The organism is Acinetobacter sp. YH12027, assembly GCF_013420085.1.
Lineage (GTDB): Bacteria > Pseudomonadota > Gammaproteobacteria > Pseudomonadales > Moraxellaceae > Acinetobacter > Acinetobacter amyesii.
In genome coordinates, this window is the sequence record NZ_VOYW01000035.1 from 20,164 (window position 1) to 34,890 (window position 14,727).

Here is a 14,727-nt window from a genome sequence, read left to right on the forward strand (position 1 = left end):
CAGAGACTTAAAAATGCTTAAGCATTTTTATAATCAATGAGAATTCTTAGCATACGACGTAAAGGTTCAGCAGCACCCCAAAGCAATTGGTCACCTACAGTGAATGCACCTAGGTATTCTTTACCCATGTTAAGCTTACGGAGACGACCAACTGGAACAGACAAGGTGCCTGTTACAGCAACAGGAGTCAAATCAGTCATTGACGCTTCACGGGTATTTGGAACCACTTTAGACCAATCGTTGGCACTTGCGATAATATCTTCGATTTCATCCAGTGGAACATCTTTACGAAGTTTTAAAGTCAATGCTTGTGAGTGACAACGCATCGCACCAATACGTACACAGTGTCCATCGATTGGAACGATTTGCTGGTTGCCTAAGATCTTGTTGGTTTCAACTTGACCTTTCCATTCTTCTTTCGACTGACCGCTTTCAAGCTGTTTGTCGATATAAGGAATGAGCGAACCTGCTAGAGGCACACCGAAGTTTGCAGATGGGAAACCTTCGCCACGTTGTAATTGTGCAATTTTAGAATCGATATCTAAAATTGGTGAACGTGGGTCATCCAGCAAATCTTTAGTATTGTTGTACAAGTAGCCCATACCTGAAATCAGTTCACGCATGTTTTGCGCGCCTGCACCAGAAGCCGCTTGATACGTCATAGACGTTGCCCATTCCACTAAATTATTTTGGAATAGACCGCCTAAACCCATTAACATCAATGAAACGGTACAGTTACCGCCCACGAATGTTTTTGTGCCTTTTACTAAGCCGTCTTTGATGACGTTCATGTTTACTGGGTCAAGTACGATGATCGCTTCATCATTCATACGTAAAGTCGATGCAGCATCGATCCAGTAACCATTCCAGTTTTCAGCTTTCAGCTTAGGGAAAACTTCAGTCGTATAATCGCCACCTTGGCAGGTGATAATGACATCCATTTGCTTCAGACTATCAATGTCCGTTGCATCCATAAGTGCTGGGGCAGTCTTACCACCAAACGCAGGGGCTTCACCACCTGCATTACTGGTAGAGAAATAAAACGGTTCGAAATGAGCGAAATCGTTTTCTTCAACCATACGTTGCATAAGGACGGAACCAACCATCCCGCGCCAACCGACCAGACCTACTTTCATGTCACTTTGCCTCGGTGCGTTAAAAAATAAAAGGGGGTTCGAGTGTACCAAAAGGGCGCATAACTGCAAGCGCTACATAATGAAAACACCAATAATATTGTGCAATATATCTTGTTTATGTTACATGCAAAACTGATATAAATTTATGAATCAATAAAAAATAAAGAATATAAGGGAGGCGTGATGATTTGGATTGAAATACTGGCGGGCTTCGTCATTTGGTTGACATTTTGGTCACTGATCCCACGAGATGAATGGTGGTTTCGTGGTGCAGATTTTCCGCGCCTGCAAATCTTGGCTTTGGGTATATTTGCTTTCATGGGCTTAATTTTATGGAATGCGGAATGGGACTTGGCGCGTGAAATCATTCTAATTGGGCTGATTGCCGCCTTGGCATATCAATTGAAAATGGTATTGCCTTATACGTTTCTGTGGAAAAAACAAGTCAAACAAGTCCGATCAGACCAGTTAGATACACAAAAACAGATTTCAATCATTGTCTCCAATGTACTCACGCCAAATACCCAATATCACTTGTTATTGGCGCAAATACAGAAGCATCAACCGGACTTGGTCCTCACGCTAGAAACCGATCAAACTTGGCAAAATGAATTGGCAGTGATTGAAGCTGATTATCCTTATCGCGTACCCGTACCTTTGGATAATTTGTATGGGATGCATTTGTATAGCAAGTTAGAACTTAGTGAAACTGAAGTCAAATTTATTCTCAATGATGAAATTCCTTCGATCCATACCCGAGTCACCTTAGCATCAGGAAATCAGGTTCAACTGTATTGTTTACATCCCAAACCGCCAAGTCCAACAGAAGCCAAAGATTCAACTTTACGCGATGCAGAATTGCTGATTGTGGGCGATCAGATTAAAGATTTAGATGAAAGTTGCATCGTTATGGGGGACCTGAATGATGTGGCATGGTCACGGACTACACGACTCTTTCAACGAATCAGTGGGCTTTTAGACCCGCGTGTTGGACGTCATTTCGTAAATACCTTTCATGCCAATTATCCACTGCTGCGCTGGTCGCTCGACCATATTTTTCATAGTACAGATTTTGCCTTAGTACACATGGAACGATTGCCCAATATCGGTTCAGACCATTTCCCAGTCTATGTGGTGCTGCAAACAGGTAGGGTCTTTGAGCAAATCCAAGAAGAATTGGAGCAAACGGATGAAGATGAACAAGAAGCGCAAGAGGCAATTCAGGAAGGCATAGAAAAAGCTGAGAAAGAGGAGAAAGTGGTGACCGATGAAATCGCCCGTGATTATAAGGATGGTACGAAGGCACCTTGATTTTGTTTGATTTAAGAGAAAAGTGTAAGAAATAGCTTACACAGCTTTCGGCTTCTGACGAATGGTCAGGTCAAGTGTATTGACTTATTCTTTGTTCATCGGCACATGGAACTGGGAACGGAACATCCCACTAAGGAAGACGAAGCCGATGGAAGCATCACGGAACGGATGCAGGAAAGGAAAGCCAATAAAAAATAAAAAGAATACTTGTGAAAGCACAACCTCATAGACCCGAGTTTTGCAGGATGCAGAACTCGGGTTTTGCTTTTGTGATGTACATATTTTTGCTTTTCTTTTGATCAATTTCTTTATACAGTGTGCCAAGAAAAAAGCGATGAATTTCCAATAAAAATATAGGTATGAGGCGTTCTATGCTGTCCGAATGGCACCAGAAAATATTGCAGATTACACACTTATCTACGGATGCACTTTCCATTTATCTTGGCTTAATCCTGTTCTTTTTTGTGGCCTTTTGCCATCACCGCCAATTGAAATCACCTTATGCGATTTGGACGGTTGTGGTCGTCGCAGTGGGATTGGAATTGTTTAATGCACGCCATGATATTTTAGATAGAGGCTTTTGGCGTATAGGGCAAAGTTTGAAACATATTCTAAATGTCATGTGGTTGCCGCTAATTCTTTGGTTGATGTCCCGATACCGTGTATGGAAGGGCTAAGTGGAAGCCCGAAATTGAAGGGCTAAATGGAAGGATTAAATCGCCAGTTAAAAAATCCTAATAGAAAAAAAGATATTGTGAAATTCACAATATCCTTTCTAGATGCTGATCTAGTTGCTGAATTAAAAATTTTCCGAGCGCTATCCTGCACAGCAAAGATCTATGGCGTGTAGTCAATTAAGCTGAATGCTGAGAGACCACTTGGGTATACAACTCCAAAGTCTGATCACACATCTCTTTTAAACTAAACATGCTGATAGGCTTCACGTGTTGTGGTTGGTCTAAATGCAACTTTAAGGTTTCGAGTAATTGGGTTTCATCATCGACAGTGACTAAACCTTGCGGATAGACATTGGATAAAATTTCAGCTACCCCACCACGGTTCCAACCGATTACAGGTGTACCTACAGACAATGCTTCAAGTACAGTCCGTCCAAAGGTTTCCGCTTGGCTCGACAAAGATAAAACCAAATCGCTAAAAGCTAACCATTCACGAATATCCGAACGATGACCGACAAAAGTAATCCGATCACTCAGCCCTTTAGCCGCAATACTGTCTTGCATTTCTTGTAAATAAGCCGCTTTTTTCGGATCTGCACCACCGACCACTACCGCATGTACGTCGGGATACTGTGTTTGTAGCTGTTCCATTAAATGGATCAGGGTTTCATGACCTTTCAAACGGGTGATACGGCCTGGTAAGCAAATCAGACGCTTATTTTCTAGTTCAGGGAAATCTTTTAGGGTTTGATTGAGCCACTGTGCTGAGGGTTGATAGCCATGTGGAAAAGCCGCAGGGTCAATGCCACGATAAATACGCACAATGTCCTTAGTAGGACAGTTTTTGTAGTTGTCCGTGATGTATTTGACAACACTATCCGAGACCGCAATAACTTTTTCAGCCTGCGTCATGATTTGACTATAGCGATTAATCGAATAAAAACCATGTACAGTTGAAATCAGGTGAGGTCGCTTGTTTGCAGGAATCCCTTTGAGGGCAAAATGCGTGAGCCACGCAGGGACACGTGAGCGCACATGCACGATATCTGGTTGATGTTGCTCAATCAGTTTACGTAGTGGACGAATTTGCCATAAGCTCGATAAGGCTTTTTTATGGATTGCGAGTGTGAGATGCGTTGAGCCTTCGGCTTCTAATTGAGTCACCATACGGCCACCATTTGAAACCACTAATGACTCATGACCGGCGGTCACTAAAGCACGAGCTATTTCTAAGGTTCCTCGCTCGACACCACCACTGTTCAATTCAGGTAAAAGCTGCATCACTTTCATAGCATTTCTCTTTTTTATGTGCTGAGTTGAACTCAATAGATTTTGTCATAGCCTTGTGGGCGGGTTTTAAAGCGGCGATGGAACCACATGTATTGTGTCGGTGCGATTCGCAGCTGATTTTCAATAATTTTATTGGTTCGAATAGCATCCGAAACTTCATCGTTACTCGGAAAATTGTCCAAAGCAGGTTCAATCAATACATGATATTGAGGGCTGCTGATGTCGCCATCTCGATAAAAATACAATGGGATCGCTACGGCTTTAGCAATTTTTAATAAGCGACGATGTGCAGTAACAGTGGCTGCGGGAGTACCAAAAAACGGTGCCATAACCCCTTGTTTTAAACCAAAGTCTTGATCGGGACTGTACCAAATGGCATGGGCATTTTTCAGATTACGAATTAAGCCACGCATATCATCATGGTCGATTTGGTTGGCATAGATGGTGGCACGGCAACGCACAATCAACATGTCCAACAGCGGATTATTTTGCGGACGATAAACCACATCCGGCTCAAAGAACTGTGCACATAAATAGCCACCTGCATCGAGCAGGGTAGAATGTGTGCCGAGGAGCAAAATACCTTTGCCTTCAGCTTGTGCATTTTGAATATGTTCTAAGCCTTCAATTTGCACCCGATTTTTGAACCACTGCGGGCTGTACCATGCATTTAAGGTTTCAAAAATACCAATCATTTGGTCGATAAAAACCTGTCTTGCATTAGCTTCAATCTGTTCTGCCGTCCATTCAGGAAAGCAAACTTCCAAGTTGCGAATCGTGGTTTTACGACGTGATTTGAGATTGTTAAATGCGACAGAACCGAGGAATTGTCCAAGGCGATACTGAATTGCCCATGGAAGAATCGCCAAAATCATAAGAAATACAATCCCTATCCAAATTCCCCAATACTGAGGAAGTAAGAAAGACCATTGGAATTTTCCGGGTTGATATGTTGGCTTTTGACTCATAGGGCTAAATCAAAGATTAAAAAATAGGGTTCAGTTTAGCATGAAGCTGAATTGAAAGAGAAAGTTCAAACTCATGCAGCATCAGACTTAACCCTTGACTAAACCGCCATCGACAATCAAATTCTGCCCTGTGACCGCACGTGAGTATGGGGATAAGAACATCATGATGGCCGCAGCAAATTCTTCAGGCGTGGTCACTGTGCGTAAAGGTGTCGATGCCGCGATTAAATCAAACACGGCATCGGGTGTCGCTTTACTGGCATCGGTGCTTTGTAATAAGCCGCCTGAAAGCATATTGACGTTAATCCCAAACTCACCCAGTTCATGTGCCGTTGTGCGGGTGAAGGCCAAAAGTGCCGCTTTTGCTGCAGTGTAGTCGTGGTAAGGCACGACAGGATTTTGTACCAGGTTGGTGCCAATATTGACAATGCGACCAAAACCTTGTGCTTTCATCTTTGGAAGCGCCGCTTGAGTGGTGTTGAGTGCAGCGACGACTGCGCCATCAAACTGTTGCTGTAAGTGCTGTGCAGTCAGTTCTTCCATTTTAGGACGGGCATCGCCATTAAATTGAAAATGGATGAGGGCATTATTTACGACAGAGGTGATCGCGGTACCAAAATGTGCTTCTGCTGCGGCAAAAAGCTGTTCTACTTGAGCTTTATCGGTGACATCTGCTTGATAGGCAAACACTTGCTGAGGAAATTCGGTCGCCAACTGTTCTGCCGCAGTTTGACTGGATAGATAGTTCACGACCACGCGTGCGCCTTCAGCAATTAAAGTTTGGCTAATTGCCAAACCGAGGCCACGTGCGCCTCCTGTAACCAAGACAATTTGATCTGAAATTTGCATGCTCGTGACTCAATCTTATATTGAACGTCACCATAGCAAGCATTTCACATTTGCGGAATCGTCTTTACAGACGCTGTATGCTCCAATTTGAAACAGCGTCATTTAGGTTAGCCATCCAGTCGAGTCATATGACATAAAAAAGCCGTATCGAAATACGGCTTTTTCTGTGTGGAATATTTGTGGACTTAGCCTTTAGCGAGCGTTTCTAGCTCATCTAAACGTTCCATTTTTTCTAGCATTTCGTCATCAATTTCAGCTAGACGCTGTGATGCTTTGGTCGCAGCTTCGGCGTCAGTCATAAACCAAGAACCGTCAGCTAATTTTTCAGACAATTCAGCTTGCTCTTGTTCCAATGCTTCAATTTCAGTCGGCAGTTGTTCTAGGGCACGTTGGTCTTTATAGCTGAGCTTGACTTTTTTAGGCACGGCAGCGGCAGCCGCTGCTTCGGCTTTAGCCATGGCTTTTTTCACGTCGCTTTTTTGATCCACGACAGTTTGGTCAGGACGCTGTTCCAAATAGTCTTGGTAACCTCCGATGTATTCATCGATTTGACCTTTACCATCAAATACCCAAGTCGAAGTCACCACGTTGTCCATAAAGGCACGGTCATGCGAAATCAGTAACAGTGTGCCTTTGTAAGCGCTGAGCATTTCTTCCAACAGTTCAAGCGTCACCATATCCAAGTCGTTGGTCGGTTCGTCCATCACGATAAGGTTCGATGGTTTTAGTAGAAGCTTAGCCAACAGAATACGGTTACGCTCACCCCCAGACAGTGCTTTAACAGGTGTACGTGCACGTTCTGGAGAGAATAAGAAGTCTTGTAAATAACTGTAGATGTGACGACGGCTACCGTTTACATCGACATGGTCTGAGCCTTCAGAGACGTTATCTTTCACTGATTTTTCAAGATCAAGTGCATTTCGAAGCTGATCAAAGTAAGCAACTTCAAGCTGTGTACCTGTTTTTACTGTACCAGTATGTTCTTGCTCACCCAAAATAGCTTTGATAAGAGTGGTTTTACCCACACCGTTGTCACCGACTAAGCCGATACGGTCACCACGTAATACCAGTGCCGAGAAGTCTTTGATGATTGGTGCGCTGTTGCCAAATTGCACAGCTAAGTTTTCAATTTCAAAGACCACTTTACCTGAGCGCTGCGCATCTTGCGTTGCCATGCTCACTTTGCCTTGTTGTGAACGACGTGCTTTAGACTCTTCACGCAACGCTTTTAAGGCACGAACACGACCTTCGTTACGGGTACGACGCGCTTTAATGCCCTGACGAATCCACACTTCTTCTTCAGCGAGTTTTTTATCGAATAGCGCATTTTGCTTTTCTTCCGCTTCCATTTGCTGAGCTTTGAGTTCGAGGTAACGTGAATAGTTACCTTCATAGCTACGCAAAATGCCGCGGTCAAGTTCCACAATACGGGTTGCGATGCTATCGACAAATGAACGGTCATGCGAAATAAACAACAGGGTTAAGTTGTTTTGATCAAGCAGGAATTTTTCGAGCCATTCAATACTTTCAACGTCCAAATGGTTGGTTGGTTCGTCGAGTAGTAAGACATCGGGCTGCGTCAAGAGAGCACGTGCCAATAAAACACGACGCTTACGACCACCAGACAAATCTGCAAGGTCAGCTTCTGGGTCTAGGCCCATTTTACTGAGGATAGCATTCACTTTGGTTTCAAGTGACCAGCCATCCATTTGATCCATCTGATGTTGTAAGTTACCCATGCGCTCACAGGCATCCATATCGCCGAGTACGCAGGCTTCGCTGGCTTCATGATAAGCACGTAGAACAGTTGCAGCTTCACCAGCACCATCGGCTACAATATCAGCGACTTTGCCCGAATCCATGGGTACATCTTGCGCAAGCATTGAAATCGTAATGCCATTTTGCAATGAAACTTCACCGCCATCTGGCAATAAAGTTCCCTCAATCAGTTTAAGTAAAGTAGACTTACCTTCACCATTACGACCGATTAGACATACTCGCTCGCCACGTTCTAAACTGAAGTTCGCGCCGTCGAGTAGGGAAGGTCCGCCAAACGCAAGCTGGACGTCCCTTAAGGTAATATAGGCCATAATGTTTCCTGAAATCTTATATGAGGAGTGTAAATTGACTACACAACAAAATCTTGATGAACAGGCGTCATTTTCCGCACCCATTGAAGATTTGCAAGTCCGAATTGCATTTTTAGATGATTTAGTTGATCAATTGAATGATCAAGTTGCCCGTCAAAATGCCGAAATCGCTGATTTAAAGAAACAAATGCAGATGTTGTATCGTCGTATTGAATCGGCAGATTTATCTGAAGGCATCGCAGCATTTGACCCAATGACCAACCGCCCACCGCATTATTAATGTCGATATTGAATGACAGGCAGATGACGAATCAGCGCCAAAGCTGTGGATTGGTGTAAATTTATTTGACCTTTTGCAGCGTGACAGGTCTAATGCACCGCATCTGCTGATCGAAACCCATTATTTCATCTCATGAGTCAAAAAGTTGTCCTGCTAGATTTGGAAAATAACCCGCCTACAGCAAATCTATTGCGCAATATCATTGAACATTACAGTACTTTGTATGTGTTTAGCTGCAATGGAAAATTTGAATATGCACTTGAAGATTTGACTGAAATTGCAGGGTGGATCGCGAGTGGCCAATTGGTGGTTTTGGATATTCCAGAAACGCCGCAAAAAGAATTTGAATATGCGGTGATTGTGGGGCAACTGATGGCCTTGATGGATCCAGATGCACACATTGAAGTCATTTCAGTGATGCCTGATATTGCATTACTGATGGAACAATTGGATGGCTCTGGACTCAGCGCACATCTTATTCAAATTCAATCAGAACAAGAAGTTTCACATAAAGTTAAGTATAAAATTCCTGACCTAGAAACCATTCGGAATAAACCTGATTTATTACTGATTAAACACTATTGTGATGGTCTGGAAAAACTCAGTGGCAAACCCAACAGTTTGGATAAACTGAAAAACTCACTGATGAATATTTTGCAAGTCTCTAGCGAAAAAGCTCAGCATTTGGTCGGTATGTTGATCAATCTAAAAATCGTCAAACGCTTTGATGAGCAAATTTCGATTCGAAAAAAAGTACTCAAACAATGGGTGCAGCTAGATTTAAATGCGACTGCTGAAACAGCATTGCCCATCAAAACAGACCTGAATGCATTTTCTGCTTCACTCGAAGATCAAACCTCAAATACTGATGATACGGCATCGATGATTCAGGCTGCACAACAAGGCTTATTTAAAAATTTCAATAAAATTGATCCTGTGCAAATGGAAGTGATCCGAAAATTGCATGAATTAAAGTCAGATAAACCAAAAGATATCTACGCCTTACGTGATTTATTAGAGCAAATGTTCCCACAATCTGACGTTCGATTATTACTTAAAGAGTTGATCGAAAAAGGATATATCTATTGGAATGGTCACGAAGTGCTATATAGCCACGAGATGTTCCTGAATTAATTTTATCGAGTGAACTTGCGTTTTATATTGCGCTTATGCAACTCTAATAAAGGAATATAAAGGTTGTGCTATGGAAAATACTGGAATCTGGGTTACCGTTTTTATTGTGGTTTTTGTACTTGGGTCGATTTTTGGACTTCGAGTAAATCCTAGAGAAAAAGCCTTGGGCATTATGCGTGAGAAGGCGCGTAAGATGGGGTTGCATCCACGTTTAGTGGCTGCACCTGCTTGGACCAAGATTCCAATGGCTTCTGAAAAACGTGCCAGTATGGTGGCGTATTACAGTGTGCTGATTCCAGATGCGCGTTTGCCTTTAATGCGTGCTTTAGTAGTCGATGACAAACTTGAACTGGTACATGGTGATGACAAGTTCAAGGATTTAGCCATTACATTAAAGGGCATTTATGCTATTGATATGCAGGCAAACTGTGTAGGACTCTATTGGAACGAAGAATCTGACTTAAGAGCCACACAGCTTGATGATATGAAAGCATTTTTACATTCATTGGCTGAACTTTAAATTTTAAAAAACCTATTAAACAGGAATGATGGTTAACTATGGCGAACGCTCCTCGGTCCACATCTAAAAGTACCACAGCAAAATCTGCCGATGCTGGGAAAAAGCGTGCGTTAGTGATTGTGGAATCGCCTGCAAAAGCGAAAACAATCAATAAATATTTGGGCTCTGATTACATCGTAAAATCATCGGTGGGTCATGTCCGTGATTTACCTACAGGCGGCTCGAGTAAAACAGCAGAGAAAAAGCCAGTAACTCGTGCAAAATTAACTGAAGCTGAAAAAGCCAAAAAAGCACAAAAAGCTTTGGTTAATCGTATGGGCGTAGACCCTGAAAATGACTGGAAGGCACAGTACGAAGTCCTACCGGGCAAAGAACATGTTGTTGCAGAACTGAAAAAGCTTGCATCGCAAGTTGACGAGGTCTATCTCGCAACGGATATGGATAGGGAAGGAGAAGCAATTGCTTGGCATTTAAAAGAAGTCATTGGCGGTGACGACTCACGTTATCAACGTGTAGTGTTCAACGAAATTACCAAAAATGCCATCCAAGAAGCGTTTAAACATCCTTCTCGCCTCGATACAGATAAAGTCAATGCTCAGCAAGCCCGTCGTTTCCTCGACCGTATTGTGGGCTTTATGATCTCGCCACTCTTATGGGAAAAAATCGCCCGTGGTTTATCGGCAGGTCGTGTGCAATCTGTGGCTGTTAAACTTGTGGTTGAGCGTGAACGTGAAATTCGTGCCTTCATTCCAGAAGAATTTTGGCAAGTTTTTGCAGATACCAAGTCGAAGAAAGACGATATCCGCTTAGAAGCAGTGAAGCAAAATGGCAAGACTTTAAAACTGCACAATAAAGCTGAAACGGATGCTTTACTGAACCTGATTAAAGATGCCGACTACACAGTTTCAGCACGTGAAGACAAACCAACCAAGGTTAATCCAAGCGCGCCTTACATCACGTCTACATTGCAACAAGCAGCAAGTACACGTTTAGGTTTTTCTGTGAAGAAAACCATGATGCTGGCACAACGCTTATATGAAGCCGGCTTTATTACTTATATGCGTACAGACTCAACATTCTTGAGTGATGACGCTGTAAATATGGTTCGTGGTCATATTGAAACTGAGTTTGGACAAAAATATTTACCGGTTAAACCAAATCGCTATGGCAATAAAGCTGGTGCGCAAGAAGCCCATGAAGCGATTCGTCCATCAAATGTTGCGCTAAAAGGCGATAGTTTGGTGGGTGTAGAGCGTGATGCGCAGCGTCTTTATGACCTGATCTGGCGTCAGTTCGTTGCATGTCAAATGACCCCTGCAGAATATTTATCATCAACGATTTTAGTCAATGCCAATGGTGTTGAACTCAAAGCCAAAGGCCGTACATTGGTCTTTGATGGTTTCACTAAAGTGCGTGGCCAAAACAAATCGGATGATGATGTACTGCTACCTGCTGTAAAAGTTGGGGAAGTACTCAAGCTTGAAAAATTAGATCCATCTCAACACTTTACTAAACCACCTGCGCGCTTCACTGAAGCATCATTGGTCAAAGAGCTTGAGAAAAAAGGGATTGGTCGTCCATCGACGTATGCTGCGATTATCTCAACCATTCAAGACCGTGGTTATGTGAAGCTCGATAACCGTCGTTTGTTCGCCGAGAAAATGGGTGAAATCGTGACAGACCGTCTCGATGAAAACTTTAATAACTTGATGAACTATGCATTTACGGCAGACCTTGAAGGCCAGCTGGATAAAGTCGCCGATGGTGATCGTAACTGGAAAGAGTTACTCAATAGCTTCTACGGTGATTTTAAAACACGCTTAACCACAGCTCAGGGTGAAAATGGCATGCGCCGTAATTTACCTGTAGAAGTGGATGCGGTGCACTGTAAAGAATGTGATCGTCCGATGCAGATTCGTACAGGGACTACAGGAGTGTTCTTGGGTTGTTCAGGTTATAACTTACCGCCTAAAGAGCGTTGTAAGGGAACTTTAAACCTGACACCTGTAGAATCATTGGCTGCACTGTCTGACGATGACTCGGCTGAAACAGCAGATTTAATGTCGAAAAAACGCTGTCCAATTTGTGAAACAGCCATGGATAGCTATGTGATTGATGGTGGGCGTAAGTTGCATATCTGTGGTAATAACCCAGACTGTGCTGGTTTTGAGCTTGAAGAAGGTGAGTTCAAAATCAAAGGTTATGATGGTCCAACCATTCCGTGCGACAAATGTGATGGCGAAATGCAATTGAAGACAGGCCGTTTCGGTCCTTACTTTGCATGTAATAGCTGTGACAATACACGTAAAGTGTTGAAGAGCGGTCAGCCTGCACCTCCACGTGTAGATCCAATTAAAATGGAGCACTTACGCTCAACCAAACATGATGACTTCTTTGTTCTTCGTGATGGCGCAGCAGGTTTATTCTTAGCTGCAAGTAAGTTCCCGAAAGTACGTGAAACCCGTGCACCGAAAGTAGCTGAACTACGTTCTGTCGCAGATCAGTTGGATGCAAAATATCAGTTCATCTTGCAAGCGCCGGATGTCGATCCTGAAGGAAACCCAACATTGGTGAAATTCAGCCGTAAGAACCAAGCGCAATATATTGGTTCTGAAAATGCTGAAGGAAAACAAACCAAATGGTCTTTGGTGTACCAAGACGGTAAGTGGGTTGAGGCTTAAGCTTTAAAATCAATAAAATGCTGACTTCGGTCGGCATTTTTTATGTCTTTTGATCAGGGATTTTTAAAGTAAGTAATCGATTGAGCTTTTAAATTGATCAAGACATTCAAAGGATGTTCTGTTTTAATTCTGAAAATAAATGCTAAAAATTAATTGAGATCTTGGGGAATGTGGAAAAAAATTCGGGTACTGTGTTTATTGCTGATTTTATTGGTTGTCGCAGTCAATGCCTATAAAGACAAAAATCAAGACTGGAGTAAACCGATCTTTGTATTGTTACATCCAATTAATGCAGATGGTCGAGAGAGCACACAAGCTTATATACAGCAGCTTTCTGTCAATGATTTAAACGATGTTCAACAATATTTACAAACGACGGCACAGAAATACCGAGGACAACCGACTTATGTGTATTTTAAGTTAGGTCGAGAGTTAAAAGTTTTACCTCCCAAAGTACCCAATGATGCTGGCATGTTGGACGTTATCTTATGGAGTTTGAAATTCCGCTACTATGCTTGGCAGCAGCATGAAAATGTAGATGGTGTTTCGAGTGTGACGCTATTTTTAAATTATTACGATCCGACTCAAACCAAAGAACTTAAACATTCCACAGCTTTGGAAAATGGTCGAATTGGATCGGTGAATTTATTTGCATCGAATAAACAGACTGCGCAGAATAAAATCGTTTTAGCCCATGAGTTATTACACGCTTTTGGTGCAACGGATAAGTATGATTTGGCCACAGGTCAGCCAATCTTCCCTGTCGGTTATGCAGAACCTGAGCGGCAGCCTTTGTTTCCACAAAGCAAAGCTGAACTGATGGCAGGGCATATTCCTACCTCACAGACGCAAAGTAAAATGCCTGAAGATTTAGCTGATACTGTGGTGAATGACGTCACAGCGATTGAAGTGGGATGGAAAAAATAATGTGGATAAAACCTATCTTATCCACAGTCTAAGTCAGCAGTGTGGATAAGATTTGGACTTTTCTTTCATTTTTCTTCATCATGAAGTTGCATAATCCATTGAATAACGAATAACTTGAGAAAAAGCATGAGAACAGTAGGCAACGATTTAATTCGCAGTCAGCTCCATGAAAACCGTAAGTGGTATCTCGGTTTAGGTGCTTTATTGGTGGTCTTCGGATTGGTCCTTTTGGTAGCCTTGCCATTTGCGACACTTACGGTGATTTATATTTTTGGTGTGCTGATGATGTTAGGTGGCGTAATCCATTTCATTGCAGCATTTAAAATTTTTGAAGGCGGTTACCGCTGGTTCTGGGCATTATTTGGTGTGCTGTATTTGGTCGCAGGCTATTATGCATTTACAACGCCTGTCAAAACGGCCATTGTCCTAACCAATTTATTGGCGATTATTTTGATCATTGCAGGGGTCATTCGTATCTTTAATGCTGTGCTATTTCGAGCATTTCAAGGTTGGGGATGGACACTATTTTCAGGTCTATTGACCTTGATTACGGGTGTGATCATTTTGATGTCACCTGATGCACCATTTTGGGTATTAGGATTATTCTTGGCGGTTGATATTTTATTCCAAGGGGTCAACTACCTTACTTTGGCTTCTTATATTCGACGTGAAGTACCGAAAAGCTCGGCAGAGCAGTAAACTGCTTGCGGATCCGATAAATAAAAAAAGAGTGCTGAGGCCACTGCTGTCCCACAATTTTTCACAAGAGGAAGCTCATTTGAGCTTCCTCTTGTTTTATGGGTATTTTATCGGGTGAAAATAAAGCTTTTAAAGTTCTTCTTTCAAACAAATTCACTTGAATTA

The 14,727-nt window shown here is 42.6% G+C and carries 13 protein-coding genes; 8 read left to right on the forward strand and 5 right to left on the reverse strand.

The window, feature by feature from the left end; all coding sequences use genetic code 11:
- Positions 1-17: 17 nt before the first annotated feature.
- Positions 18-1,136, reverse strand: a complete 1,119-nt coding sequence (gene asd, locus FTT94_RS12510) for an aspartate-semialdehyde dehydrogenase (RefSeq protein ID WP_180170889.1) — start codon at positions 1,134-1,136, stop codon at positions 18-20.
- A 183-nt stretch (positions 1,137-1,319) separates the two neighbouring features.
- Between asd and FTT94_RS12515 the strand changes: the two genes are divergently transcribed.
- Together FTT94_RS12515 and FTT94_RS12520 are read left to right on the forward strand one after the other, a co-directional pair.
- Positions 1,320-2,447 (forward strand): endonuclease/exonuclease/phosphatase family protein, encoded by a 1,128-nt coding sequence (locus tag FTT94_RS12515; RefSeq protein ID WP_180170890.1) that lies wholly within the window; start codon positions 1,320-1,322, stop codon positions 2,445-2,447.
- A gap of 371 nt (positions 2,448-2,818) precedes the next feature.
- Positions 2,819-3,124 (forward strand): hypothetical protein, encoded by a 306-nt coding sequence (locus FTT94_RS12520; RefSeq protein WP_257231423.1) that lies wholly within the window; start codon positions 2,819-2,821, stop codon positions 3,122-3,124.
- Between the two features lie 177 nt (positions 3,125-3,301).
- Here FTT94_RS12520 and FTT94_RS12525 read toward each other — a convergent pair whose 3' ends face one another.
- The 4 genes from FTT94_RS12525 to FTT94_RS12540 all read right to left on the reverse strand — a co-directional run bounded on the left by FTT94_RS12525 (position 3,302) and on the right by FTT94_RS12540 (position 8,321).
- Positions 3,302-4,414: a glycosyltransferase family 4 protein gene (locus FTT94_RS12525; protein ID WP_180170892.1), complete on the reverse strand. Its 1,113-nt coding sequence runs from the start codon at positions 4,412-4,414 to the stop codon at positions 3,302-3,304.
- Between the two features lie 32 nt (positions 4,415-4,446).
- Positions 4,447-5,382 carry a lauroyl acyltransferase gene (locus tag FTT94_RS12530; RefSeq protein ID WP_180170893.1) on the reverse strand — a complete coding sequence of 312 codons (936 nt, stop codon included), beginning with the start codon at positions 5,380-5,382 and terminating at the stop codon, positions 4,447-4,449.
- Positions 5,383-5,469: 87 nt separating this feature from the next.
- Complete coding sequence (locus tag FTT94_RS12535; RefSeq protein ID WP_180170894.1) at positions 5,470-6,231, reverse strand: 3-oxoacyl-ACP reductase; 762 nt, start codon at positions 6,229-6,231, stop codon at positions 5,470-5,472.
- A gap of 185 nt (positions 6,232-6,416) precedes the next feature.
- Positions 6,417-8,321: an ATP-binding cassette domain-containing protein gene (locus FTT94_RS12540; protein ID WP_180021120.1), complete on the reverse strand. Its 1,905-nt coding sequence runs from the start codon at positions 8,319-8,321 to the stop codon at positions 6,417-6,419.
- 34 nt (positions 8,322-8,355) lie between these two features.
- Here FTT94_RS12540 and FTT94_RS12545 point away from each other — a divergent pair, with 34 nt between their 5' ends.
- The 6 genes from FTT94_RS12545 (at position 8,356) to FTT94_RS12570 (ending at position 14,562) form a co-directional block, all read left to right on the forward strand.
- Entirely contained in the window at positions 8,356-8,601 is a 246-nt protein-coding gene (locus FTT94_RS12545; RefSeq protein WP_078189840.1) for a SlyX family protein, read from the forward strand.
- Between the two features lie 132 nt (positions 8,602-8,733).
- Entirely contained in the window at positions 8,734-9,735 is a 1,002-nt protein-coding gene (locus FTT94_RS12550) for a hypothetical protein (protein ID WP_180007160.1), read from the forward strand.
- A gap of 70 nt (positions 9,736-9,805) precedes the next feature.
- Positions 9,806-10,255 carry a hypothetical protein gene (locus FTT94_RS12555; RefSeq protein ID WP_078189705.1) on the forward strand — a complete coding sequence of 150 codons (450 nt, stop codon included), beginning with the start codon at positions 9,806-9,808 and terminating at the stop codon, positions 10,253-10,255.
- Positions 10,256-10,293: 38 nt separating this feature from the next.
- Positions 10,294-12,936, forward strand: coding sequence for a type I DNA topoisomerase (gene topA / locus FTT94_RS12560; protein WP_180026610.1), 2,643 nt, complete (start codon positions 10,294-10,296; stop codon positions 12,934-12,936).
- A gap of 168 nt (positions 12,937-13,104) precedes the next feature.
- Positions 13,105-13,863, forward strand: coding sequence for a hypothetical protein (locus FTT94_RS12565; protein ID WP_180005284.1), 759 nt, complete (start codon positions 13,105-13,107; stop codon positions 13,861-13,863).
- A 126-nt stretch (positions 13,864-13,989) separates the two neighbouring features.
- A complete protein-coding gene (locus FTT94_RS12570; RefSeq protein ID WP_180005283.1) occupies positions 13,990-14,562 on the forward strand; it encodes an HdeD family acid-resistance protein in 573 nt (190 codons plus the stop codon).
- Positions 14,563-14,727: the final 165 nt, after the last annotated feature.